The organism is Acidobacteriota bacterium, assembly GCA_038040445.1.
GTDB lineage: Bacteria > Acidobacteriota > Blastocatellia > UBA7656 > UBA7656 > Onstottus_A > Onstottus_A frigus.
This window is the reverse complement of the sequence record JBBPIG010000012.1, coordinates 38,665-65,416: the sequence shown is the minus strand read 5'-3', so window position 1 is coordinate 65,416 and position 26,752 is coordinate 38,665. Positions and strand designations below refer to the sequence as shown.

The following is a 26,752-nucleotide window of genomic DNA, read 5'->3' as shown; positions in this document are numbered from 1 at the left end:
GGGATGATGCAAACATTGCAGCAAGACCATAGCTATGTCGCGAGCGTTCCTGCCCGGAAGCCGCGCTTCAGGAGAATCGAGCTCAGTGCCGGATCACAGGTTGCGAAGGGAGGATGGCTCTTGCTATTGCTCTTATTCGTGAGTGCCGGCGCGCTTGCGCAATCAGCCGGCTGGCCGCAGTGGGGTGGGCCGCAGCGCAACTTCATGGTTGAAGCGAAGGGGCTGGCGGTGGCATGGCCCGACAATGGGCCGAAGCGACTGTGGAGTCGCGAACTCGGCGAAGGTCATTCGTCGATACTTGCGGATGGCGCTCGGCTCTACACGATGTACAGTAAAGGCGACCAGGAGTTTGTGGTTGCCCTCGATGCGGCAAACGGAAAAACGATTTGGGAAAAGAGCAATGCGGCGCCGCCTACCGGGCTCGATTTGGAAAACGGCAACGGCCCGCACTCGACGCCGCTCGTCGCCGGAGACCTTCTTTTCACCGTCGGCGTGATCGGAAAGATGCACGCCTTTGACAAACAAACGGGGAGAGTCGTGTGGTCTCACGAACTTTGGAAAGAGTATGGCGGAAAATTGATGGATCGCGGTTATTCGTGCAGTCCGCTCGCCTGGAAAAACACTGTCATTGTGACCGTAGGCGGCGCGGGGCAGGCGCTGATGGCGTTTGATCAAAAGACGGGCGCGGTGGTCTGGAAGAAACAGGACTTCAAGCTTTCGCCGTCGACCCCGACCATCATCAACGTTGACGGGCAGGATCAGTTAGTGATCGCGCTCGGCGATCACATCGTCGGAATGAATCCTAACAACGGGGAGCTGCTCTGGAGCCATCCGCACGATTGCGACTGGGGCTTGAACATCAGCATACCGGTCTGGGGAGCTGGAAACATTCTGGTTGTGTCATCCGCTTACAGCGGCGGGAGCCGCGCGCTTCAGTTGAATCAATCAGCCGGAAAAACCACCGTCAAGGAATTGTGGGCCTCCCGTCGAATGCGCGTGCATCACACCACGATGATTCGTCTTGGCGATCTGGTCTTTGGATCGAGCGGAGATTTCGGGCCCGCGCCGATGACCGCGGTTGATGTGCGCACAGGCAACACGGTCTGGCAGGATCGCAGCTTTCCCAAAGCCAACCTTGTTTATGTCGACGGCAAGGTGATTCTGCTCGATGAAGACGGTGTGCTCGCGCTGGTCACGTTTTCGCCGCAGGGAATGAAGGTCATCTCAAAGACGAATCTGTTGACCAACCTGGCGTGGACCCCGCCGACCGTGACGGGAACCAGGCTCTACGTCCGCGATCGAAAGACGATTGTGGCGTTGGACTTGAGCTGACGAAGAAGGGTTCCGGGTTCCTGGTTCAGGGTTCAGGGTTTCTGGTTTCTGGTTTCGGGTGTCCAGTCTCGTAACCAAAACCAAACCAAAAACTACAAACCCTGAACCCTGAACTCGGAACCCTGAACCCTGAACCCGGAACCAGAAACGGAAGGTGACCTGATGAATAGATTGTGGCAGGATCTCCGATATGCCGCCCGTACGTTCATAAAAGCTCCGGGCTTTACGCTCATCGCCGTGTTGTCGATTGCGTTGGGCCTTGCGGCAAATACGTCCATCTTCACACTCGTCAACGCGGTTTTGTTTAAGCCGATGCCGGTGCCGCATCCCGAACAACTCGTGGCGCTCTACACCATCGAACCGAATTCGAGATATCCGGACGCATTCTCCTATCCCGACTACCGGGACTATCGAGACCACAACGAAGTCTTCAGCGATCTGTTCCTGCACGACGGTACGCCGGTCAGCATGAAAAACAGCGCCGACAAGGCCGAGCTGATCTGGGGTGAGTTGGTCTCAGGGAACTACTTCACTGGGCTTGGCGTTACGCCGGCGGCCGGGCGTGTCCTCACGCCGGACGACGATCGCGCCGAGGGCGGGCACCCGGTCGCAGTCCTGAGTCACGGGTTCTGGAAGCAGCGATTTGGCGCCGACCCGAACATCGTCGGCAAAGACGTACGGTTGAATGGCCACGACTTCACGGTTGTCGGAGTTGCGCGGCAAGGCTTTTCGGGAACGCGCTTCGTCGGCTTCATTCCTGATGTGTGGATCCCGATTGCAATGCATACCCAGGTCGTCGCCGGAAGCGAAGATTGGCTCGAAAACCGCGGCCGCCAATCATTCAATGTCAACGGGCGTCTCAAACCGGGCGTTACCATCGAGCAAGCGACCGCGGCGATGAACACCTACGCGCAGCAACTTGCCGAAGCCTATCCGAAGACGAATGCCAACATCAGCGTTGGCATGGTTCCGGGCGGCAGCAAGACTCAGCCTGCGCTCACTCTGCTCGGATACATCCCGATAGTTGCCGGACTCATGATGGGGATAGTGGGTCTGGTGCTGTTGATCGCTTGCGCGAATGTAGCAAATCTTCTGTTGGCTCGGGCTTCGGTGCGGCGGCGCGAGATCGCGATTCGCCTGGCGCTCGGCGCAGGCCGCCGGCGGCTCGTGCGTCAGTTGTTGACTGAAAGCGTATTGCTTTCGTTGATCGGCGGCGGTTTGGGATTGTTGCTGGCTCAGTGGTTCAACGCAGTTGTTCCGCTGGCGAACCCTCAACTCGACTTTGCGACAATCGACTTCAGTTACGATCTCGCGCTCGATCACCGCGTAGTGGGTTTCACGTTGTGTGTGTCCGCGCTGACCGGGGTCATCTTCGGCTTGCTGCCGGCGTTGCAAGCTTCGAGGACCGATCTGGTGACCGTGTTGAAGGGCGAGGGTCCCTCGGTGACTTCGGGCACGCGGCGGTTGAGTCTGCGCAACCTGCTGGTCGTCGCGCAGGTGGCGTTGTCGCTGATGCTTTTGATAAGCGCGGGGCTGTTCATCAGGAGCACGCGCAATGTGCAAGAGATGAATCCCGGCTTTGAGCCGAAGCAGATCCTGCTGGCTTCAGTTGATGTCGGCCTGCACGGCTACGACGAGACGAAGGGACGGAATTTCTTCAAGCAGATAGTCGAGCGCGTTAAATCGCTGCCTGGCGTGCAAGCCGCCAGCCTCGCCGGGCCGTTGCCGCTGGACGCCTACAGCAACGGCGCGAGATTGACCGTCGAAGGCGCAATGCCCGCGTATGAGAACGAACGGCTCAGCGTGAACTACAGCATCGTTGGCCACGACTACTTTCAGGCGATGGACACGGCGATCGTCGAAGGCCGGGGCTTCACTGAACACGACGATCAAAACGCGCCGGGCGTGGTAGTTGTCAACGAGACGATGGCGCGGCGCTTCTGGCCAAACGAGAGCCCGATCGGCAAACGCTTGCAGCTTGGCAACGCGCTAAGCCCATTTCGCGAAGTCGTCGGAGTAGCCAAGGACGGCAAGTACTTTCTGCTCGGCGAGCCGCCGACCGAATACATGTTCGTTCCGCATTCGCAGAACTACGACGGCAAAATGACGTTGATCGCTCGCACCTCAGGGGAACCGGAGAACCTGGCCGGGGCGCTTCGCCAGGAAGTCGCCAATCTCGACAGTGAGCTGCCGGTCTATGGCGTCAAGACCATGCCCAGGTTTCTGGATCGGATTCTATCGGGGCCTAAGTCCATCGCCGCTCTGGCGACGATCTTTGGTTTGATCGCGCTGCTGATGGCGGCAGTCGGGCTGTACGGCGTTATGAGTTACTCGGTCGCGCAACGCACCCGCGAAGTGGGTATTCGCATGGCCCTGGGAGCCGGAAGGGGCGCCGTCTTGAGGCTTGTGCTCAAGGAAGGCTTGATTCTGGTTTGTGCCGGCATCGGCATCGGGATGGTCGCGGCGGCGGCGATCAGCCGGTTGCTCGGGAGCATGCTCTACGACATAAGCGCGACTGACGCGGGGACGTTTGTGACGATCCCGCTGCTTCTCGCGCTGGTGGCGCTGCTGGCGAGCTACGTGCCCGCGCGCCGGGCCACGAAAGTCGATCCAATGGTCGCGCTGCGATTTGAATAGAATTGCGGTTCAGGGTTCAGGGTTCAGGGTTCAGGGTCGAGGGTTCAGGGTCGAGGGTTCAGGTTTCTGGTTTCTAGTTTCGGGTTTCGGGTGTCCAGTCTCGTAACCAACAACCAGAAACCAAGAACTAGAAACCAGAAACCCTGAACCCGGAACTCTGAACCCTGAACCCTGAACCCTGAACCCTGAACCCGGAACCCTGAACCCTGAACCCGGAACTCTAAACCGTTTAGCGGAGGTGAAGAGATGCTGCGTATTTCTGTAGCTGTGCTGTTACTGCTTTCATTGACGTCGGCGTTGGGACAGGGGAGTCCCCAAAAAGATGCCGACATTGCCGGTGCTTGGGTTCTGATCGAGCAGTTTAAGGATGAAACGCAAGCGCACCGTATGAGCCTGGAAGTCGCCGGCAACAAGATCACCGGACGGTCGGGTCCTTTGAAAATTGAGGGAGATATCACCGAATCGGTGATCACTCTCAAATGGCTAACTCCGGATGGAGCACGCGTGGAAGGGACCTATACCGGAAAAGCACAGGACGGCCTGCTCAAGGGTGAAGGGATCTGGGGCGGCGTGAAGCTTCAGTGGAGCGCTCATCGGGCTTCGGTGCGGCCAGGCGGCGCGCCTCGCACGCACACTTTTACACCGGCAGAATTCCACCGCGTGTTCTCCTGGAACATTCCTCCCGCGCTGCGAATCTTCCCGGGCGATACCGTGCAAACGAAGAGTGTTGACGCTGGCGGCTCCGATGAAAACTCCGTTCGCCGATCAATGGGCGGCAATCCGCTGACCGGGCCTTTCTTTATTGAAGGGGCGCTGCCCGGAGACACCCTGGTCGTTCGGCTGAATCGCGTGCGAACCAATCGAGACTGGGCGGCGAGCGGTCAATCGGTGGTTGGCAACGCGCTGACGCCTGGGTATCTGATGAATTTGAACCGGGCCAAAAACTTCAGCGGCCGCTGGAAGCTTGATAAGGACAAGGGCGTCGCGTATCTGGATAAGCCAACCGATCCGTTGAAGCAGCTCACCATTCCGTTGCAGCCGATGCTCGGGTGTATCGGAGTTGCTCCGCCGGGGCGCGACGTGATCGCCACCCGGGATTCAGGGATCTTCGGTGGAAATATGGACTACAACCAGCTTCGCGAGGGAACGACGGTCTACCTGCCCGTTTTTCAAGAAGGCGCGTTGCTGTTCATGGGCGACGGCCACGCCGCGCAAGGGGACGGCGAATTGACGGGCGACGCTCTCGAAACCTCGATGGAGTTCGAGTTCACGGTAGATGTGATACCGGAGAAATCAATCGGCACACCCCGCGCGGAGAATGCCGACTACTTGATGGCGATCGGCATCGGCGGGTCGCTTGACCAGGCGCTGCAGCGGGCCACGACCGAAATGGCGCGCTGGCTCGAAGCTGATTTGAAGCTGAACTCGACCGAGTCGGCAATGGTGCTGGGATTTGCGATTAAGTACGACGTGGCCGATCTCGTCGGCACGCAGGTCAGCATCGTGGCGAAAATTCCCAAGACCGTGGTCGCCCAATTGAAGCGCCAATGATTGACCAGGGAATCTTGATGGATATTCCGTTGAAGAAGCCTCGCAACACTCGATGGAATCGGTTCAGACGATATCTGTTGATGGGCGTTGGCCTGTTTGCCATGGTGTTTGGCATTGGCGCTCTGCCCCTCGCCTTTTTGTACTTCGCAGCCGACTCATCCAACTCACCTACTGGGCGTCAGGCCTCCGGCGAAGTGAAGCAACTCCAGGCTAGGCAAAAGCAGATCGTCGCCTTCATCAACGTGAACGTAGTCCCAATGGATGAAGAACGAGTGATGGCCGGACAAACCGTCATCGTAAGGGACGGAGTGATAGCCGCTCTCGGTCCCACGGACAAGGTCAAGGTCCCAGCCGGAGCGCTGAGGATCGACGGGCGCGGCAAGTACCTTATGCCGGGACTGGCCGACATGCACGTTCACTTCGAGGTTTTCAATGAACTCGCTAACACTGCGATGCTGCGGTTGTTTGTGGCGAATGGCGTGACGACTGTGCTGAACCTCTACGGCACGCCCGCGTTTCTCGAGCTTCGAGAGCGGGTCGCGCGAGGCGAGACGCTGGGCCCGGCGATCTACACCAGCGGACCGTTTATCTCAAACGCGCCGGTCTCGACTCCCACGCCCGAAGAGGCTGAGCGCATGGTCGTCGCGCAGAAGCGCGCGGGCTACGACCTGATCAAGATTCACGGGGACTTTTCTCGCGAGGCTTATCACAAGCTGTTCGAGGTTGCGCGCCGCGAAGGCATGCGTGTCATCGGCCACCTGCCACGCAATCTCGGGATCGAAGCGGCATTCGAAGAGAAGCAAGACGCAATCGCTCACGCCGAGGAGTATCTATACGCTTATTTCTTTTTCAAACCCCCAACCTCGCCGGCGGAAGCGAGTCGAGAGGCGCAGCTCCGCTGGATTGGAGACCAGGCAAGCCGAATCCCGTCCGTCGCCCAGGCTACAGCTAGGGCCGGGATATGGGTGAGCCCGACGTTGACGGTCTACAGTGGGATTGCTCGTCAAGTGGACGACATTGACGCGGTCCTGAAGAGACCGGAAATGAAATATCTGCCACCTTGGATTGCTTCCAGATTCGAGGCGAGCAATAACACCTACGTTCAGCGGTTCAAAAAAGAAACCGCGAAGGGTTTCTTCGCGCGAGCTGATTTGCTGAGCAAGCTTGTCAAAGGCTTGCGCGCCGCGGGTGTGCGAATGCTGGCCGGGACCGATACGCCGGTGCCTTCCGTTGTGCCGGGGTTCTCGCTGCACGACGAACTGCGTGAGCTGGTGTCTGCCGGCTTGACGCCTTATGAGGCGCTGCGAACCGCGACGGCGAATGCCGCCGAGTTCTTGAGAAGCGATAAGTTCGGAACGGTATCAGTTGGCAAGACGGCCGATCTGATTCTGGTCGAAGGCGATCCACTCAAAGACGTGAACAATGCATCGCGCCGAACCGGGGTGATGACTCGCGGGCGATGGTTTACCGAAGACGAGCTGCGCAAGATGCTCGACGGGATGGCGGCTTCGTACGCGCAAAGATAGGTTCAGAGTTCCGGGGTTCAGGTTCCGGGTTCAGAGTTCAAGCTTTAGCTTGCCGGGCGACGGCGAGGAGCAACCTAAAGGTTGAACTCTGAACCCTGAACCGTGAACCCGGAACTGACCCTTCGGAGTAGCAATAGGATCATCGCTGGAGGGATTGGAGCCATTCGTCAAAGGCGACGAGTGTTTGAGATTCGCCGTCCTTCGGGAGCCGGGCCAGGAAATCCGTCAGCGCAAAGCCGGATAGCATAGGCAGCGCGAGGCTCCTTTCCACCTCGACGTATTGATCTTCCTGAAGGAAATGGATGGTCAATTCCTCTCCGTCATAGCGCCAGATCTCAGGCACGCCGAGCGCCGCGTAGATCGAAAACTTGTCCCGGGAGTCGTGATGAATGTCGACTTCGACAACGACGTCGGGCGGAGGATCGACGGCGAAGTCGATTTGAATCCTGTTGCCGATGGCCGGGGCCGACTGAACATAAAAGCACGCATCCGGCTCGTTGCCTTTCTTCTTTTTCTTCGTTCTCATCGTAGCCGACCCGAAGAAGCGTATGTTGATGCGTAGCCGGAAGCTCAGGTGACCGATCAAGAGGTTAATGAAAGCCGCGTAGCTTTCGTGTTCAGATGAAACAGTCATAATCCGCAGGGTCCCTTCGTTGTAACTGACACGCAGCCCTCTTGCCTCGCCCAGTTCCTCGATCAGTTCCTCGTACTCATCCCAACTGACATCATGAAAAGTAACTTCCGAAGCGGGCGGCAAGTTGGACGCGATTTCAAAGTAACCCAGGGTCTCGGTAATCATAGTCTTTCTCTCAGCGGCGAATTTATGAGTTGCGGATCGATTATAGCCCCGCCGTGCAAGAGGGACAATCCGAGTCGCAAGATCTTCGGGTGTTCATTGCTGCGGCGCAGCCCGCCACTCGGCCAGTTGCGTGCGTACCTTATCCGCAGATGGGGATTCGAGTTCTTCAAGAATCCTGAGCGCCGCTTCAGCGTTGGCAACAGCCTGTCTGCGCTCACCCAGTTGATATAGGCTCAGGCTCATATTCCATAGCGAAATGCCCTCGCCTCTGCGGTCGCCTGTCTCTCGCACTATCGCAATGTCCTGCTCGTAATACCCAAGCGCTTTGCGCGCTTCGCCCAAATTCTTATAGACATTCCCTAGGTTGCCCAGCACGGTCCCTTCGGATTGGCGGTCGCCTGCCGCTCGCGCGATCGCAAGGACTTGCTCGTAATACTCAATCGCGTTGCGCGTCTCGCCCAACGCAGCGTAGACGACGCCGAGGCTGCCCAGAGCGTTCCCTTCTAGTCTGAGGTCGCCTATCTCTCGCGCAATCGCAAGGGCTTGCTTGTGATAATCAATCGACTTGCGTGTCTCGCCCAACGCGTAGTGGGAGCTGCCGAGGTTGCCCAGCCCATTGCCTTCTCCTGTCTTGTCGCCGGTCTCTCGGGCTATCGCAAGCTGTTGCTCGTGGTACTCAATCGCCTGGTGCACGTCGCCTAAATCGTCGTAGGCAATGCCCAGGTTGCCCAACGCGTAGCCCTCAGCTTGCCGATCCTTCAATCTACGGGCGGATCCAAGCATAACTTCCAGCCACCTGATTCGCTCTCGCGGATGTTGACGCAGATCGAGAACGTATACTCCGGCATTCGGATAGCTGCTACACAATTGCGATGCCTCTTCGTCTCTCTCGGCCTCTGCCGCCGCCCAAGACCATCCCGCTTCGATGTTTTCGCGCTCTTTGTCGAACAGCGCCAACCCGCGTGTGACTGCGCCGCCGCCCTGCAGATAAAACTCATCGGCCTGTTTAAGCACCTGTCGGTAATGCACCGCGTGGCGGCGTTTCGCAAGATCACGCTCGCCCTCGCTCAATCGCCCATCGGCAAATATTCGGGCAAGGTCGTGGAGATGATAGCGACCAGTCTCTTCGTCGTACTCGATAAGGCTGTACGCCAGCAGATCGCCGAGCGCGTCCTTTGCGGCATCCGCTTCCATCTCCCACACTGCCGACGCTGCGCTGTCATCGAATGTGCTCGGAAAGACCGCCAGCTTGCGCCACAGCGCGAATCTCTCCTCGCCGATCATCTCGCAGCTTACGCTCAGTGCAACGTCTACTTCCTTTAGGTGACTGAGTCGCTGCTTTTCATCGCTCAACCGCCGAACGTAATCAGCCGGAGACAGGTTCTTACGCTCGGCAAGCGCGCTTGCTGCTATGCGCAACGCAAGGGGCAGCCGTCCGCACAACTTTGCGATCTCGTCCGCGTGATCACCGATTCGTTTGGCGATCCTCAGCAGCAACTCGCGCGCATCCGCTGCTGGCAGCGCATCGAGATCTTTTTCGTACAGCCCCGGCAGAGTGAAGCGTTGCCGCGAAGTCACGATCAGCGCGCAGCCAGCAGGCGGGATGAGCCGCTCGACCTGTGCTCGATCTTTCGCGTTGTCCATCAGGAGCAGCGCCCGTTTGCCGTTCAGCAACGAGTTGTAGAGCGCGCTCAACCCCGCTTCCTGATCGGGAAGCTTCGCCTCTGGATGATAGGCTCGACAGATGTGGGCCATCGCATCCGCTGAGGTGAGTGGGCGTTCGCTCACGCCTTTGAGGTCGAGATAGAACTGAGCGTCCGGGTATTGGTCCTTTACGATGTCGGCCAGCTTAAGCGCGAGCGCGGTCTTGCCCACGCCGCCCAGCCCGCGCAGGCCCGATATGGTTACGCCGTTTTCCATCTCGCGCAAAAGATCGTCTATCTCTTCGTGGCGGCCCGTGAAATCGCGCGGCGGCGACGGAAGCTGATGCCAAGCAGAGAGCGCTGGACTTCCGGCCTGTTGGATGTGGATGTGCTTGTCGCCGTGAACTACATCGCTGGCGGTGATCTTGTCTCCGCGCACAACGTCGCCCTGAGTGTGGTCAGAAATCACATTCTCATCGCCAGTGACGAAGGTACTGTTCTTGACTTCTTCCGCTGAGATGTTTCGCTCGACTAGCGGGTCGTGGGCAGAAGGATCGTCGCTTGCGCGCGATTCTCTGATGGCCATAACTATAGCCGCAATGAACGCCAGCCCAAGCGCCGACCATACGTAGATGCGATAGGGGCGAAGCATTTCCTTTAGGTCATCGCTCAGTACCTCTATGGCCACTTCGCCGAGCAGGAGGACCACGGCGAGCATTGCTCCAATGATCCAACCGCGTCTTCGTTTTCGGTGAGGTGCATCCGTCATGGTCCGTCTTCTCTCTGCCGCTCTCGGGAACAATCGCTGACTGCTTTTGTAGGATGTCACATACTATGCCCACCCTCGCGAGCCCACAAGCGCGGGACCGTGGTTCACGAATCCGGGACGGGCCAGTCCCATAACCGGCAGGGTGAATATGGCCGATCACTTCGATCCCTTGCGAATTATCAGTTATGGCTCAGATTCGATAGGGCACGACGATTGATTCTAATCCGATCCGCATGATTGGCGTTGCGCGCGGAAGCAGCGGGCGCTCACCATGGATCAGCCGGTCGAGAAGACTCAACCAAGGTGGATCCGATGGTAGCGCTCAGATACGAATGAAAAGTTTGGTGCTTAGCCCTGTGTCATTGGTCATTTGTTTAGTCACTCGGTCGAGCCAGGGAGAGCGAGCATCTCTGCATGCGCGGGAAAGAGAATAGCCGGTAACGGAACGAGGCAGGCAAGGATGCCTGCGCTTCCAGGTAAGAAAGGACAAATAGCTATGGATAGCTTGCTTCAGGACATCCGATATGGGTTTCGAACCTTGCTTAGAAGTCCGGGGTTGACCGCCGTTGCGATCATAGCTCTGGCCCTCGGCATCGGAGCCAACACCGCCATATTCAGCGTCGTCAATGCGGTGCTGCTTCGTCCGCTGGCCTACAAGGATGCTGATCGGCTGGTGATGGTCTGGGAGACCAACCCAAAATTCAATATCCGCACAGGAGTTGTTTCGTACCCTGCATTCAGAGACTGGAAGGAGCAGAATCAGGTCTTCGAGTCGATGGTCGCGTGCGGCGGACAGAGCTTCAACCTTGCTGCGGATGACGAACCCGAGCGCATCTCCGGGATGCGAGTCTCTCCTGAGGTGCTGGAGTTTGTAGGCAGCACTCCCACTCTTGGCCGCGGCTTCTTATCCGAAGAGGAGCAGCCTGGCAAGAATCGCGTTGTGCTGCTCAGCCACGCGCTGTGGCAGCGCCGCTTCGGTTCTGATCCCGATGTTATCGGGAAGCCGGTGACGCTCAACACCGAGAGCTACACTATCATTGGTGTTCTGGCGCCAGACTTCCTGGCTCCGTCGGGCTGGGTCTTGTCCAAGGCCAACGTGTTGGTGCCGCTGGTGGTCGATAACGAGCGCAGGAGTTATTACCTGACGGTGATGGCCCGCCTTAAACCGGGCGTTCCGCTTGGTCGAGCTCAGACCGAGATGGACTCCGTCGCCGCCGGGCTTGCCGAGCAGTATCCAGATACAAATCGCGACCGCGGAGTAAACCTCGTTCCGGCGCACGAACACGTCGTTGGTAGATCCCGACCGGCCCTGATGATCTTTCTCGGCGTAGTGGCCTTTGTCCTGCTGATAGCTTGTGTGAATGTCGCCAATCTCTTGCTCGCTCGCGCAGCCGTGCGCCAGAAGGAGATCGCGATAAGATCGGCTCTGGGAGCCGGTCGCAGCCGTCTGGTTCGGCAACTGCTGACGGAAAGCATCCTGCTCGCCGTGGCAGGCGGAGTCGCCGGACTTCTGCTGACGCTATGGGGAATAGATCTTCTGGTCGCCATCATGCCTGAGACCATCCCGCGCGCGCGCGAGATCAACATTGATAGCCGGGTGCTTGGATTCACGCTTGCGGTCTCGATGATATCGGGGGTGGTCTTCGGACTCGTGCCGGCACTGCAGGCATCTAAGCCCGATCTGAATGAGTCGCTCAAAGAGGGCGGCAGAACCGCGTCGGCCGGCATGCGGCGCAATCGCATTCGCAGCACGCTTGTCGTGTCTGAAGTCGCACTCGCCCTGGTGCTGTTGATCGGAGCAGGGCTGATGATAAAGAGCTTCATCCGATTGCTGCAGGTCGACCCGGGCTTCGATCGCCGGAATACTCTTACCATGCTTATCGCGCTGCCCAGGCAGAGGTATTCCAAAAGTGAGCAGCAGAGAGCATTCTTCGAGCAGGTCATCGAGCGAGTCGGCGCCTTGCCCGGAGTGGAAGCAGCGGGAGTAGTCAATTCCCTCCCTTTGAGCCAATCACAGGAAGGCCGCTATTTCGCAATCGAAGGCGATACGCGGCCTGTTGATGACGTTGATCCCGCCTCGGGTTATCGCACCGCAAGCCCCGACTACTTCCGGGCGATGGGTATTCCCCTGCTCAGCGGAAGATTCTTCAGCGAACGCGATAATCAAGTTGCTTCCGGCGCGGTTATCATCAATCAAGAGATGGCCCGTCGCTTCTTTTCTGACGTGGACCCGATTGGCAAGCGCATCAAGTTCAGCACGAGGAGCGATGCTCCGTGGAGCGAAGTCGTTGGCGTCGTAGGTGACGTCAACCATCTGGGACTTGATGAGGAGCGACACTCGGAGCTCTATGCTGCTTATCTCCAACGTCCCGCCGCAAGCATGTATCTGGCAGTGCGAACTGCAACTGACGCAGGCAGCGCCGCACGCGCGATTCGTAGCGAGGTTCGCGGCATAGATAAAGATCAGCCTGTTGACGATGTCCTGACGATGGAAGACCGTGTGTCCGAGTCCGTCGCGGCCAGGCGATTCCCCATGCTTGTGCTCAGCATATTCGCTGCGGTGGCGCTCGTGCTTGCGGCGGCTGGAATCTATGGCGTAGTAAGTTATTCGGTCACTCAGCGCACGCACGAGATCGGCGTTCGCATGGCTCTCGGATCGCAGACTTCGGATGTGTTGAGAGTGGTGTTGAGGCAGGAAATGTCGCTGGTGCTGATCGGCATCGCAATAGGGCTGGTCGGGGCTTTTCTGTTGACTCGGGTGATGACCGGCTTGTTGTTCGGAGTAAGTGCGACCGATCCGCTGAGCTTTGTTCTAGTCTCTGTGATTTTGACAGGGGTGGCTCTGGGAGCTTGTTTCGTGCCTGCTCGACGGGCAACCAAAGTGGACCCGATGGTTGCGCTCAGATACGAATGAGAAGATTGCCGATTGGCGATTGGCGATTGCCGCTTAAGAATTGGCCATCCGCAGCGCGGAAATCGGCAATCGGCAATCGGCAATCGGAAATGGGGAGAATCATGCAAGACCTGCGTTACGCGCTTCGAATGATGGCAAGCAACCGCGCTTTCACCGCCGTGGCAGTTGTTGTTCTCGCGCTGGGCATTGGGGCGAATAGCGTGATCTTCAGTGTAGTCAACGCTGTTCTGCTTCGCTCTCTACCTTTTCCGAATCCGGATGGATTGGTGATGGTGTTCGAGAGCAACTTGCAGCGACGCAGCCTGGACGCTATCGCTGCGGCCAACTTCGTGGATTGGAGAGAGCAGAATCAGAGCTTCGAAAACATCGCGGCTTACCGGGAAGAGAGCTTCAATCTGACCGGCGGCGACAGACCCGAACGCGTATCCGGAGTTGTGACTACTGCCGCTCTGTTTCCGGTGTTGGGCGTCCAGCCGATCCTGGGCCGCGTTTTTCAACCGGGCGAAGAGAACCTCGGCAGCAGCCGCGTCGCCGTCATAAGCCAGGGTCTGTGGGAGCGCCGCTTCGGCGCCGACAAGAACATCATCGGGCAGAAGCTTTCTACCAACGGCGAGCCTTTCACCATCGTCGGAGTGATGCCCGCCCAGTTCAGATTTCCCGAAGGAGCTGACCTCTGGGTTCCACCTCGACAAATCGTGCCCGAGCACGTATTGAATCCCACGGTAAACATGGCGGCCAACCGCGACAGTCACTACCTCAGCGCAATAGCTCGCCTGAAACCGGGCGTGACTCTCGGGCAGGCAAGCGCGGACATGGACGCAGTCGCGCGCCGAATGGAAGACCAAAACCCGAACGAGAACATGGGGCGCGGAGTGCGCCTGGCGACGCTGCGTGAATACGAGGTAGGCGATGTGCGGTGGGCACTGCTGGTGCTGCTTGGGGCAGTGGGCTTTGTGTTATTGATCGCTTGCGCGAATGTCGCCAACCTGCTGCTCGCTCGAGCCGCAACGCGGCAGAAGGAGATGGCCATTCGAACGGCGCTCGGCGCGAATCGTCTGAGACTCGTGAGACAGTTGCTCACTGAAAGCATGGTCCTTGCGCTGATCGGCGGAGCGCTAGGGTTGCTGCTGGCCTTGTGGGGAATCGGGCCGCTGGTTTCGCTCATACCAACGAGTATTTATGGAGCGCAGAATATTGGGATCGATGGGATGGTCCTCGGGTTCACGCTTGCTGTTTCACTCGTCACCGGCGTCGCATTCGGCCTCGTTCCAGCGTGGCAGGCGTCGAAGGGTGACTTGAACGAATCGCTCAAGGAAGGAGGGCGCGGTGGAAGCGCGGGAGCGCGCCGCAATCGCGTTCGCGGCCTGCTCGTCGTTTCGGAGATTGCGCTGTCGCTGGTGCTGTTGGTCGGCGCGGGTCTGATGATCAAGAGCTTTGTTCGTCTGGGGCAGGTGAATCCGGGCTTTGACAGTCGAGACGTTCTCACAATGCGTCTCTCTCTTCCGGCGGCACAGTACCCTGATGGACGGAGGCGAGCGGTTTTCTTTCAGCAAGTAATTCAGCGTCTGCAGTCTCTGCCCGGAGCGCAGTCAGCCGGCGCAGTTTCACGACTTCCGCTGACGCCCGGAAACAGCGGCCGCGGTTTGACGATCGAGCGCTGGCAGGACGATGGCTCCGGCAATAGCCCCAGCGCGGATTACCGGGTGATAAGTCCGGACTACTTCCGTTCGATGGGCATTCCGCTTTCCAAAGGCCGCGACTTCACCGACCGCGACACCGTTGACGCTGCTAGAGTTGGCATCGTCAACGAAGCGATGGCTCGGCGGTACTGGCCCGATGAGGACCCGCTCGGCAAGCGCTTGCGGATTGATGATGATGATGATCCATGGATGGAGATTGTGGGCGTAGTCGCGGACGTGAAACACTTTGGGTTGGACTCTCAATCAAGGACCGAGCTGTATGTGCCTTGCTCGATTGACCCGTGGCCGTTTATGACCATAGTGGTGCGCGGCGGATCGGGTTCCGCGGGCCTGGCCAATGCGATGAGGAACGAAGTTTGGGCAGTCGATAAGGATCTGCCCGTTCCAGACATCAAGACGATGGAGCAGCTTCTCTCGGATTCAGTCGCCCGGCGACGCTTCAATATGCTGTTGCTGGGTATCTTCGGCGGAGTGGCGCTGGTGTTGGCGGCGGTTGGCATCTATGGAGTGATGTCTTATTCGGTCACTCAGCGCACGCACGAGATTGGAATTCGCATGGCGCTGGGCGCAAGGCAGTCCGACGTGCTGAAGCTTGTCGTCGGACAGGGGATGGCGCTGGCGCTGGTTGGCGTCGGGATCGGGCTTGCCGCGGCGTTTGCGTTGACTAGGGTGCTGACAAGCCTGCTCTTTGCGGTTGGCGCAACCGATCCCGCGACCTTCGTCATCATTTCGATACTCCTTGCGGGAGTGGCTCTGGCAGCCTGTTTGGCGCCAGCGCGCCGCGCGATGAAAGTAGATCCGATGACGGCGCTTCGCTATGAATAGGTTCAGGGTCCGGGTTCAGGGTTCAGAGTTCGTGGTTCAGAATTCCGGGTTCGTCGTTCAACGGTTCCGGGTTCAGAGTTCCGGGTTCCGGGTTCGTGGAACCCAACTCTGAACTCTGAACCCTGGACTCTGAACCCGGAACTCTGAACCCTGAACCCTGAACCCGGAACTCTGGCGAGCAGCGAGAGTCAAATACGAGCCAGCTCCTATTGACATTCTATAGGTCGTGCCTTAATGTCCTACAGACAGTCTATAGGAGGAGCTTATGTCGGGAGGCACGGATGATCTTCTTCAAGGCACGCTCGATCTGCTGATCCTCAAGACGCTTGGTCTGGGCCCGAATCATGGGCTGGGGATTGCGCACCGCATTAATCAGATCACTCAGGGAACATTTCATCCCAAACCGGGCTCGCTCTTTCCGGCGCTTCACCGGCTCGAGGAGAAGGGCTGGCTTGCGTCGGAGTGGGGCGAATCGGAGAACCGCCGCAAGGCAAAGTACTACAAGCTGACGAGGACGGGCCGGAGGCATCTCGAAACCGAGACCGCCAACTGGGAGCGGATTGCCGCGGCGATCTTCCTCGCACTCGAAGCGACTTCATAAGGGCGTCAAGATACTTGATTCACCCGAAGTGGTGTCTCACTTAGTGCCTCGAGCGCGAAGCGCTGAGGTTCGAAGTTCAGGATAGTGTACAGCAGGTTGGTAAACCTGCTGCTGTGTGCCGGCAACCTGCCCGCAGGTTGAACAATCTACCAGGCTCTTGATGGGAGTTGATTATGCCGTTGTTCTATCGCCTTCGAAGTCTGTTATCGAACCTGTTTCACAGAGACCACGCCGAGCGCGAGCTCGACCAAGAAATGAGCGCGCATCTTGCAATGCTCATCGATGAGAAAGTCGCCGGTGGGTTAAGCGCGGACGAAGCATATCGAGCAGCGCGAATCGATTTTGGAGGGGTCGATCAAGTGAAGGAGCAAGTGAGGGACGTACGCTTGGGAGCGACGATCGAGCAGGTATGGCTGGACGCGCGCTATGCGCTGCGGATGCTGCGAAAGAATCCGGCCTTCACCGCAATCGTTGTGATTACCCTCGCGCTTGGGATCGGCGTGAATACCGCGATCTTCAGTCTGGTTGACGGTATTCTCCTGCGCCCCCTCCCATATGAGCAGCCTGATCGCCTGGTGAGGTTGGTACAATCGCAACGGCAACTCGGACTGGACGCCTGGAATCTCTCGCAGGCGAGTTTCGCCGCATTACGTGACAACACACATTCGCTTGAAGCGGTGGCCGCTTATTCGACCAGCGGCGCGAATCTCACTGGAGATGGTGACCCGGAACGCGTTTCCCTCGGCACCGTCAGCGCCGATTTCTTCAAGGTGCTCGGTATTCCGCCGGTCCTCGGACGAGCCTTTCGTGCCGGCGAGGATACGCCCGGCAACAATGGCGTTTGCGTTATCAGTTTTGGTTTTTGGCAGCGCCGGTTTTCCGGCGATCCCAACATAATCGGCCGATCCTTGAACCTGAACAGCACCGCGACCGAAGTGGTCGGTGTTATGCCGGCGGGCTTCAGCCTTCCTCGCCCGGAAACCGAGATATGGATTCCCATCGCGCTGAATCCAACGAGGACCGCGCCCTACTTCTTAAGAGCGATCGCGCGGCTTGGGCCAGGTGTATCGCTGTCAGAGGCAGAGGCGGAAACTAAGGCGGCGCTTTGGGACTACGCTCGCCAGCATCCCGACATAGGCGAAAGCCGAATACCGCTCGACCAGGGCTCTGCTCTGAAGACAATAGTCACGCCGCTGAAGCAGGTGATGGTCGGATCTACAAAAAAGCCTCTGCTCATCTTGCTGTGCGCAGTAGGACTGGTGCTGTTGATCGCCTGCGCCAACGTCGCGAACTTGCTTTTGGCGCGCGCCACATCGCGGGTCAGAGAGATTGCTGTGCGGTTCGCGCTCGGCGCGACCCCGTCTCGCGTCGCGAGGCAACTCCTGACCGAGAGCCTGGTGCTCGCGTTCATCGGCGCAGCGGGCGGGGTGATGCTCGCCTGGCTAGGCGTGCGAATGCTCGGGAGGATGCCCGTCGACGGAATACCGAGAATCGAAGCGGTGACGGTCGACGGACGCGTGCTGGCGTTCACGGCCGGTCTCGCCTTGCTGACCGGGCTGCTGTTTGGACTTATGCCTGCGTTGCGGGCCTATCGCATGGGGATGGTTGCGGCAATGCACGAAGGAGGACGCGGCGGCACCTCCAGCCGCCGGTCAACTAGCGCGCTTGTGGCGGCGCAGTTCGCGCTTTCTTTTGTGTTGCTGATCGGCGCGGGACTGCTGCTGAAGAGCTTTCAGCGTCTGCAGTCTGTCGATCTAGGATTCAATCCGGAGAAGCTGCTGACGATGTTCGTCTCTCTTCCGGCTCGCAAATATTCGAAGCCCGAACAATCACTACAGTTCTACCAGAGCCTGATCGATCGCCTGCGCAGCCTGCCGGGAGTTCGCGCCGCAGGGCTCACCACGAGTATCCCGTTTGGCGGCGATGACAACACTGACAACTTTATCGTAGAAGGACACGAACCAGGGACTGGTGATGAGGGGGTCCAAGGTCAGCTATTGTCGATGACGCCCGGGAACCTTCAGGCAATGGGAATCCCTTTGCTGCGCGGAAGGGATTTTCTGGAATCAGACAAAAGCGACTCGCAACCGGTAGCGATAATAGATGAAACGCTGGCGCGAATGTATTGGCCGGATGGCGACGCTCTTGGAAAAAGGGTCGAGACCACTGGTGATCTGCAATGGATGACCATAGTGGGAGTGGTTGGCGGAATCAAGCAAGACGCGCTTGCGGAGAAGCTGCAGCCTCACATTTATTCTCCGCTCTCGCAGTCGCCGACGCTGGTGGCGAAGCTTGTTATTAGAACCGACGGCCCTTCAAACTCGACCATCGGTGCAGTCAGGACCGCGGTGTCCGGGTTGGATCCCGACATCCCGGTGTACTCGATCAGATCCATGAACGATGTCATCGGTCGAACGCTCAATAGCCAGCGGTTGACGAATCTGCTGCTGGCGTCCTTCTCGGTGTTGGCATTGCTGCTCGCAGCGGTAGGCATCTACGGCACAATGTCACTCTATGTCGGCAGCCGGAAGAAGGAATTTGGCATCCGGCTGGCGCTCGGAGCCCAACCGGGTGTTCTGCTTCGCCTGGTTCTACGGGAAGGTATGCTGCTCATCGCCGCCGGCATTGCAATCGGAGTTGGTGGCGCGCTCGTTCTAACACGAGCGATTGCAAGCCTGCTATTCGAAGTCAGCCCGACCGATCCGGTCGTCTTCACAGGAGTCCCTTTGTTGCTGGTCTTTGTTGCGTTGGCGGCTTGTTTTGTTCCAGCGCGCCGCGCGTCGCGCGTCGATCCGATGGTGGCGCTGAGGTATGAATAGACTGACTGAGCATCAGGAGCGCATCGTACGTTACTTCCGCATACGAAGTGATGCTGGTTTCGACGGATACCGTCCGATTGCAATCAACGTTTCCCGCTCAAGAACTCGTTCGCTCTCGTTAAACTTCAGGATTCGAGCGGTTGCCTCACCAACACTCGTCAGTGGTTCAATCAGGCTTCCTTCCAATCGAAAGTGCTCGGACCATAGATCGATTCGGGGATTGAAGAACCTCACCAGCTCGCCGGCTACTCCCGAGAGAGACGCAATATCGCTGCCCTTGTTCCGATTGCAGAAGGAGCAGGCATAGGCAAGATTGATAGCTTCGGTCGGGCCAGAGTGTTTCAGGCTGACGATGTGGTCAACCTCGCAGCCGAAGAATGTGTCATCCTCGCCAATCAGGCAGTACTCGCAAAGACGCTCCGCCCGATTTGCAACGAGCCGCCGCAATTCCTCGCTGACGTAGCTACTCATTGGCGACGTACTGATGAGCGCGTGCCTTGGCCAACCTCATCAGGTGTTCCAACTGCATGTAGTTGTCCAATTCTGACTTCTCTTCGGCCGAAAGGCCGGTTGTCTTTTCTTGATGGATCAACTCTGAAACGCGCGTCTTGGTTGCTGGCGACGGGCGAAATGAAACAACGGTGTCTGGCGTCGTGCCCGCCGCGATAAACTCTATGATCTCTTCGTAGGCTTTCACAGTGCTCATAGTTTAATACCGCGAGACACAAACTGCTACCTCGAGGCGTGCATTGAAACATGCGATCCTTCGGACCATTGAATCATCGAGGGATTGCTTGACAAGCCACAGGTGAGTTTGCGTACCCAGCGCTACCTTGATTGCGGAGTTGGCAAATTGTAAGGTTCAGCGCGAAGTAGAATTCTAGAGGATTAATGATGCAGCCTTAAGGACTGGGCGTCCGGAGTGGTATGACTATCGAACCACAGATAAAAGTCTGCTCGCCTATATCGGACGGACAAGCGAGAAGCGGGCGCCCTCCGGCTCACTCCGGCATCTCGGGCGCGTGCCGTCCATGCAATCTGTTGGGACGGACTAGCTCGGCCCACCACTGGGAAACCCTTTCTCGGAATCGAACAACGGAACCGCTCCGAACACATTGGCGCACGGCGATTTGCCCTTGTGTTCGCAGCGTTTAGCCGAGTCACAGACGCTGGCACGAAGATTGGTAGTCGAACACAGTCGTCTAGCTGTTGGCTTGCTTTCAATCTTCGAATTTTGAGACTCGAGACTCTCAGTTTTTTGTGGCTAACACTTATGCGGCGTCTAGCGTCTATATTCACGGCGAAACGGTAAACTTGCTAGTCAGAGATAGGAGGATTGGCGATGAGAAAGACGATGCTCTTCTTGATGGTTCTCGTTCTTGGTTCCTTTATGATCTTCGAACCCGCCGGGGCGCAGGAGAGAAAACGCAGCGGCAACACCACCATCTCCACCGGGCCCGAAAAGACGATCACCGATTGCGGGCAAGTCAGAATGCGGATTGGTGACGGGGGTGAAACAGCTCGATCCCAACTGGTGCAGACTGTTCCCAGGTCCGCGATCTCAACGCTCCAGGTCCGATCCACCAAAAACGGCGGTATTCATGTGCAGGGCTGGAATCGCGACGAGTACTCAATCACCGCGTGCCTCGCAGCCGGGGGCGACAACGCAGGCGAGGCACAAGCCCTCCTGGATCAAGTCAAGCTCGCAATCCGGGATGGCAAAGTCATGGTCGAGGGGCCGAACCCGCAGGATTGGATGGCTTACCTGCTCATTCAAGCGCCAAATGGAGCGGTCCTGGATCTGGAGTCCAACAACGGTCCTATTGGCGTGAGCGATTTCTCCGGGAACATCCAGGCCAGAAACAACAACGGCCCGATCACTTTTCATGATGTGAGCGGACAGGTTCGAGCTGACGTCCAGAACGGCCCGATTACCGTAAATGGCAGCGGCGGGGACTTTCACCTGAGCGCTCAGAATGGTCCCCTTACCATCGTGCTGGATGGCAGTCAGTGGTCAGGCGGAGAACTTGAAGGCAGCACACAGAACGGACCGCTCACGCTGAGGGTGCCCGAGAACTATCTGTCATCCGTGCGTGTGGACGCTTCGAAGCATTCTCCCGTCGAGTGCAGAGCGATCCAGTGCCAAGGGGCCGTGCGGACCTGGGACCGTCCAACCGTCATACAGTTTGGCGACGCAACGCCGGTGATCCGGCTCTCCACCGTCAACGGACCCGTCACCATTACGTCGCCCGGCGGCAAGCCCGGCAGCAAGCATGACAGGTAGTAGAGGTCTGATGGCCTCTCGAATCTAGAAGCCCTGTCTCGGGATCGGCGTAATGAGCGGTTTCCGCGAAGCGCGGCAGCGGCGACAATGGCGATTGGAGGATGAGATGATTCAGGACTTGCGTTACGGTCTGCGAATGCTGCTCAAGCAGAAAGGTTTCACTGCGGTGGCGGTGCTTTCGCTCGCGCTTGGCATCGGCGCCAACACGGCGATCTTCAGCTTGATTGACGCGGTGATGCTTAGAGCCCTTCCGGTCCACGAACCCGAACGCCTCATGCTCTTTGGCAAAGCCGAGTCGGCGGGCGTCACCATCGGATTCCCGGATTCTAGTTGGGACCTCTTCTCCTATCCGCTCTATCGCGAAGTGCGCCGCCGCAACCAGGTCTTCTCGGATGTTGCAGCGGTGCATAGTATGCCAAGCCGCGTCCACGGCGTCGTTCACGCCCGCGAATCAAGCGGCGACCTCGAACAAATCAACGCGCAGATGGTCTCGGGCACTTACTTCTCCGTGCTTGGAGTCAACGCCGTTGTTGGTCGAACGCTTACATCTGACGAAGACGTTACTCCAGGCGGACATCCCGTTGTGGTTGCCAGCGATTCCTGGTGGCAGCGCAGATTCGGCGGCGATCCTTCTGTCATCGGCAGCACGATCAACATAGATCAGACTGCTTACACAATAATCGGCGTGACCCCCCGCGATTTTTTCGGAACGACAGTCGGCGAGTCGCCCGACATCTGGGTGCCGCTGGCGATGGAAGCGCAGTTGCCTCCCGGTTGGAAGGGTCTCGACAAACCGTCGTTTCAGTCGCTGTACCTTATCGGGCGTCTGAGAAGCGGCGTCAGCGATGAGCAGGCGGGCGCGGAAACCAATCTGTTGTTCAAGCAGCTTCTGCTCGAGTACGCGGGCCCGCAGCCTTCGGCCGAGCGCCTTCAGGACATTCAGCAAGCGCGCATTGAACTCACACCCGCGGGCCGCGGTCTCTCCGCGCTGCGTACAGAATTCTCACTGCCGCTAAAGATCCTCATGGTCGTAGTCGGAGTCGTCCTGCTGATAGCCTGCGCGAATATAGCAAATCTACTGATGGCGCGCGCCACCGCCCGCAATCAGGAGTTCACTGTGCGTGTAGCGCTTGGCGCAAGTCCCGCGCGGATTGGACGACAGTTGTTTACCGAGAGCCTTCTGTTGGCGCTGCTCGGCGGAGCGGCGGGAATCCTGCTCGGATCGTGGGGAAGTGAAGCGCTCGTATCGATGGTGTCTACCGGTCCTCAGGCGTTGCCTCTCGACGTAGCGCCCGACATGCGAGCCCTCGCGTTCACAGTGATCGTCTCGGTGCTCTCGGCTGTAGTGTTCGGAACCGTCCCGGCCATCCGCGCGTCGCGAGTCGAACTGAGTGCATCGCTGAGATCTAACAGAGCTTCGGCGTCCTCAATGTCGCGAAGCCTGCTCGGCAAAGCGCTGCTTGCTTCGCAGGTCGCGTTGTCGCTTCTGTTGCTGGTCGGCGCCGGGCTCTTCGTTCGCAGTCTGATAAACCTGCAACGCGTGGACACCGGCTTCAATCAGGAGAACGTCCTGCTGTTCCAGATCGACACCGACTCGATTGGCTACAAGCAGGACTCGCAGCTTGTGAAGTTGTACCGAGATGTCGAGGAGAGGGTCAGCTCGATTCCAGGCGTGCGGGCCGCTTCGTTTTCTATGTTCGCCTTCAACCAGGGAGGCTGGACGTCGCCGGCATCCACGCGTGGAGACTCGACGGGCGACAACACCCAGCAATCGATACGCAACAACAGCGTAGGGCCAGATTTCTTTGAAGCGATGGGTCTGACGTTGTTGACGGGCCGAGGCTTCGGCGCACAAGACACCGAAACGTCGCCCAAGGTGGCGGTGATCAGCGATGCACTGGCTCATCGGTTGTTTCCTGGCTCCGCGGCGGTGGGCAGACGCTTCGGTCTGGGCGGTCCCGAACACAGCGAAGACATCGAAGTCGTCGGCGTCGTAAAGGACGCCAAGTACGGAGACTTGATGGAAGAGCCCAAACCGATGGCTTACTACCCTTACACTCAGAGCATCAACTATCTGAGTAACTTCGAGGTGAGCTTTACCGGCAACCCAGGCGCGATCGTTTCCGAGACTCGACGCGCAATCAAGGAAGTGAATCGGCAACTGCCGATCGTTGAAGCTGTGCGAATGTCCGAGCACGTAGGCCGCTCGCTCGTTCAACAGAAGCTGATCGCGCGGCTATCGAGCTTCTTCGGTTTGCTGGCGCTGCTGCTCGCCTGCATCGGGCTGTTCGGGATCATGTCCTACTCGGCCGCCAGACGGACTAACGAGATCGGGATACGGATGGCGCTGGGCGCGGGGCGCGGCGAGGTCCTGAGGTTGGTGATGCGCGAGGGCCTGGCGCCGGTGCTGATAGGAGTCGCGATCGGATTGCCGGCCGCGCTCGCGGGCGCGCGACTAGTCACGAGTCTGCTGTTTGGTCTGACGCCGGCTGACCCATTGACGATTTTGTTTTCGACCCTGTTGCTGTTAGCGGTCGCGGCGCTTGCAGGCTACCTCCCGGCAAGAAAGGCATCGCGAGTCGACCCGATGACCGCGCTGCGCTGCGAGTGAGTTGAGGAGTTTTCTCTGCGCAACCTCTGCGTCCTCGGCGCCTCTGCGGTAAAAACCAACGCCGAAAGATCGCTCACCGCAGAGACGCCGACGCAGAGATCGCGCAGAGAATTGAACTTAGGACAACCAAACTTCAAGCGAGCTGCCGGCCTTCTTACCTCTCCCTGTCCTCAATCTCCGAGAGAGCCCACGTAGCTTTTTCGCGCACGCCTTTTCCCGGATCTGAGAGGGCCTGCTTCAAGGCGGACACGGCTTTGGGGCTTTGAATCTCGCCGAGCGCCCACGCCGCGGTTGCGCGAACTCCGGCCTGCGCGTCGGACAACAGGGCGTTGCATAGAGTCTCTACCGCGCGCTTGTCCTTTGTTTCGCCGAGCGCCCACGCCGTGGTCGCCCGCACTTCGACCTGCGGGTCAGACTGTAGGACATTGCACAGAGTCTCGACCGCGCGTCTGTCCTGCATTTCGCCGAGCGCCCACGCCGTAGTCGTACGCACTTCGATCTCCGCATCAGACTCTAGGAGATTGCAAAGTGGTTCTACCGCGCGCTTCTCCTTCATCTCGCCGAGCGCCCAGACGGCGAGCTTTCTGACCTGCCACTGACCATCCGACAGTTGCGTGATGAGGCCGTCGGTTGCGCGTTCGTCTCTTATCTCACCCAGGGCGCGAGCCGCAGCCATTCTCACCCATTCGTCCGAATCGTGAAGCAGCGCGACTAACGGCGGAACTGCGTTCGCGCGTCCACCCTCTCGCATGTTCGTCAACTCGCCGATTGCCCACGCCGCGTTGCGCCGGACGCTGGAGTTTGAATCGTTGAGCGCGTTTGTTAAAGGTTCGAGCGCCGCGGTTCCCATCGACGCCAGAGCAATCGCAGCCTGTTCGCCGGGCGAAGGCTGCTTGAAACTTTCAAGCGCCGGAGTCCACTGGCCTTCCTCCCAGCATCTGAGAGGCTGGGAGATCGGGGTGTCGTCTCCAAGCATCGCGACGAGCATTGGGATGGCTTCCACCGCGTGACTCTTCCCGGCAGAACACGCCGCCTCTGCGCGAACTTGTGCGTTGACTGAATTCAATCTCTGCGCTATCTCAGCGCGAGTCATCGTCGTCCTGTTTGGGTCTTGTGCGGGGGCGTCAGATTGATTGCGCGACTGACCATCGGCGCGGGTTTCGTTCACCGATTGATCGATCGCGACTACCGTCGCGTGCTCGGACGCGCCGTCCGTTCGCAGATCAAACGAGAAGGTTGAGATAGCGATGCAGGTCAGGCATAGCAATGAGAAAGCGCAGAGCGCGAGCAGCCGGGCGGCGCGCGCTCCGAGTCGCCGCGTGTTTCGTGTGAGCTTCATGATTCGTTCCTCCAAAATGTCTGCGTCGAACACGCCCAACGTTAGAGCGCGACCGGCGGGCAACACTAGCGCGCTCGCGACCCGCACCAGAGAGCGCGCGTAAGCCTCAGGCTCAAGCAGTCGCTCAGTCACGATATCGTCGCAGGCCAGTTCTCTTGTCCTATCCATATGTCGTTTTACAAAGTATGCGAGCGGATGAAACGAGATCGGCAGGCACAAGAATTCGTAGACGAGGTTGAGCGCAAAGTCCCAACGCGCGATGTGCACCATCTCGTGACCGAGCATGGTGGCTAGCGTCTCCTCCGATGTCTCTTCGTAGAAGCTCGCCGGCAGGATGATGACAGGCTTCCAGGCTCCCAGCGTTGCCGGAGTCGTCGCCTTCGCCGAGAACATGAGCCGGACGCGTTTAAGGCCAACTGCTTCCTGACACCGCGCGGCGACTGAAGCCATCAGGGCAGGCAGTTCGCGCTCGCGAGCCGACCGCCGAAAGCTTTGCGCTTGCAACCACGCGCGCCACAATATGATCAAACGGTAGAGCAAGAAGAGCGCATAAGCTATCGCGAGCACCAGCGCCAGAGTCGATGAGGTCACCACAGAACGACGCCGGGTTTGGAGTAAGTCGTCGAGCCGGATACCGCTTGCTTCCGCACGGCCGTTGACAACCGGGGCAGGCGCGCGGACTGGCGTGGAGGTTAGAGTCTCTCGCGCTTGAACAGCGCCGGCTGGCTGCTCTCCAATATGGAGCGGCGCGTTTCTTTGAAAATCGAAGAGGCCCCAAAGCGGAAGCGCAAGACTCAACACCAGAGAGGCGGTCCACAGCGCGTGGCGGTAACGCGCTGCTGTGTTTCGCAAAAGGCGCGCGCCTATCGACGCCCCGATCGCGACGGCCGCTATCTGCCAGGCGGCGTTAACCAGGAAGTGCATTGCAAACTCACTGATCCTGCTCATCAGGCGACTCCTTTTTGAGAAGCTTTTGAACCTGCGAGAGTTTTGCAGGCGTCAATCGTTTCGTTTCCACGAGACTCATCACCAGGCTTTCGGCTGAACCTCCGAACATGCGGTCGATCAGATCGCCAAGTGCGTGTCCCATCGCCTGGCTGCGGCTCACGGCGGGCCGGTAGAGGTATGCTTTGTCTGCGAGCGCGCGGGTGACCTTGCCCTTGCGATGCAGCACATTGAGCATCGTCTGCACCGTGGTATAAGCCCTCGTGCCAGCCAACTGCTGCTGTACAGTCTGCACGCTGGCGGGGCCCGTCTCCCAAAGCACGTTCATGATTTCCAACTCCAGCGGCGTTAGCGGCTTTATCTTCTTGCGCGGCATGCGTTCCCTCCTAGTGTTTTAGGAGTGTAGGCCCAAACCTTTCCGCGTGTCAACTAAAAAATTAGGAGGCGCGCGGTTGTG

16 protein-coding genes are annotated in these 26,752 nt (G+C 58.7%); 10 read left to right on the top strand and 6 right to left on the bottom strand.

What is annotated here, in order from left to right; genetic code table 11:
• Positions 1–6 precede the first annotated feature (6 nt).
• The 4 genes from AABO57_14570 (at position 7) to AABO57_14555 (ending at position 7,046) form a co-directional block, all read left to right on the top strand.
• The gene (locus AABO57_14570; protein MEK6286960.1) at positions 7–1,332 is read left to right on the top strand and encodes a PQQ-binding-like beta-propeller repeat protein; all 1,326 of its coding nucleotides are present in this window, start codon (positions 7–9) and stop codon (positions 1,330–1,332) included.
• A 162-nt stretch (positions 1,333–1,494) separates the two neighbouring features.
• Positions 1,495–3,969: an ABC transporter permease gene (locus AABO57_14565; GenBank protein MEK6286959.1), complete on the top strand. Its 2,475-nt coding sequence runs from the start codon at positions 1,495–1,497 to the stop codon at positions 3,967–3,969.
• Positions 3,970–4,215: 246 nt separating this feature from the next.
• On the top strand, positions 4,216–5,520 hold the full coding sequence (locus AABO57_14560) for an acetamidase/formamidase family protein (GenBank protein MEK6286958.1): 1,305 nt from the start codon (positions 4,216–4,218) through the stop codon (positions 5,518–5,520).
• Positions 5,517–7,046, top strand: a complete 1,530-nt coding sequence (locus AABO57_14555) for an amidohydrolase family protein (protein MEK6286957.1) — start codon at positions 5,517–5,519, stop codon at positions 7,044–7,046. The genes AABO57_14560 and AABO57_14555 overlap by 4 nt, the downstream gene beginning before the upstream one ends.
• A 139-nt stretch (positions 7,047–7,185) precedes the next feature.
• Here AABO57_14555 and AABO57_14550 read toward each other — a convergent pair whose 3' ends face one another.
• Both AABO57_14550 and AABO57_14545 read right to left on the bottom strand, forming a co-directional pair.
• On the bottom strand, positions 7,186–7,845 hold the full coding sequence (locus tag AABO57_14550; GenBank protein ID MEK6286956.1) for a Uma2 family endonuclease: 660 nt from the start codon (positions 7,843–7,845) through the stop codon (positions 7,186–7,188).
• 93 nt (positions 7,846–7,938) lie between these two features.
• Entirely contained in the window at positions 7,939–10,257 is a 2,319-nt protein-coding gene (locus AABO57_14545) for a tetratricopeptide repeat protein (GenBank protein ID MEK6286955.1), read from the bottom strand.
• A gap of 460 nt (positions 10,258–10,717) precedes the next feature.
• Between AABO57_14545 and AABO57_14540 the strand changes: the two genes are divergently transcribed.
• From AABO57_14540 to AABO57_14525, 4 genes are all read left to right on the top strand, one after another.
• Complete coding sequence (locus tag AABO57_14540) at positions 10,718–13,171, top strand: ABC transporter permease (GenBank protein MEK6286954.1); 2,454 nt, start codon at positions 10,718–10,720, stop codon at positions 13,169–13,171.
• 101 nt (positions 13,172–13,272) lie between these two features.
• Positions 13,273–15,696, top strand: coding sequence for an ABC transporter permease (locus AABO57_14535; GenBank protein MEK6286953.1), 2,424 nt, complete (start codon positions 13,273–13,275; stop codon positions 15,694–15,696).
• Between the two features lie 265 nt (positions 15,697–15,961).
• Complete coding sequence (locus AABO57_14530) at positions 15,962–16,297, top strand: PadR family transcriptional regulator (GenBank protein MEK6286952.1); 336 nt, start codon at positions 15,962–15,964, stop codon at positions 16,295–16,297.
• Positions 16,298–16,470: 173 nt separating this feature from the next.
• Positions 16,471–19,116, top strand: a complete 2,646-nt coding sequence (locus tag AABO57_14525) for an ABC transporter permease (protein MEK6286951.1) — start codon at positions 16,471–16,473, stop codon at positions 19,114–19,116.
• Positions 19,117–19,146: 30 nt separating this feature from the next.
• Here the strand turns inward: AABO57_14525 and AABO57_14520 are convergent, their stop codons facing one another.
• Entirely contained in the window at positions 19,147–19,587 is a 441-nt protein-coding gene (locus AABO57_14520) for an HNH endonuclease signature motif containing protein (protein MEK6286950.1), read from the bottom strand.
• Positions 19,580–19,822, bottom strand: a complete 243-nt coding sequence (locus AABO57_14515) for a hypothetical protein (GenBank protein MEK6286949.1) — start codon at positions 19,820–19,822, stop codon at positions 19,580–19,582. Before AABO57_14515 ends, AABO57_14520 begins: the two co-directional genes overlap by 8 nt.
• 636 nt (positions 19,823–20,458) lie before the next feature.
• On the opposite strand from AABO57_14515, the gene AABO57_14510 reads away from it, so the two are divergent.
• Both AABO57_14510 and AABO57_14505 read left to right on the top strand, forming a co-directional pair.
• On the top strand, positions 20,459–21,400 hold the full coding sequence (locus tag AABO57_14510) for a hypothetical protein (protein MEK6286948.1): 942 nt from the start codon (positions 20,459–20,461) through the stop codon (positions 21,398–21,400).
• 52 nt (positions 21,401–21,452) lie between these two features.
• Complete coding sequence (locus AABO57_14505) at positions 21,453–24,011, top strand: ABC transporter permease (protein MEK6286947.1); 2,559 nt, start codon at positions 21,453–21,455, stop codon at positions 24,009–24,011.
• Between the two features lie 154 nt (positions 24,012–24,165).
• Here AABO57_14505 and AABO57_14500 read toward each other — a convergent pair whose 3' ends face one another.
• On the bottom strand, positions 24,166–26,298 hold the full coding sequence (locus AABO57_14500) for a M56 family metallopeptidase (GenBank protein ID MEK6286946.1): 2,133 nt from the start codon (positions 26,296–26,298) through the stop codon (positions 24,166–24,168).
• Positions 26,282–26,671 (bottom strand): BlaI/MecI/CopY family transcriptional regulator, encoded by a 390-nt coding sequence (locus AABO57_14495; protein ID MEK6286945.1) that lies wholly within the window; start codon positions 26,669–26,671, stop codon positions 26,282–26,284. The genes AABO57_14500 and AABO57_14495 overlap by 17 nt, the downstream gene beginning before the upstream one ends.
• Positions 26,672–26,752: the final 81 nt, after the last annotated feature.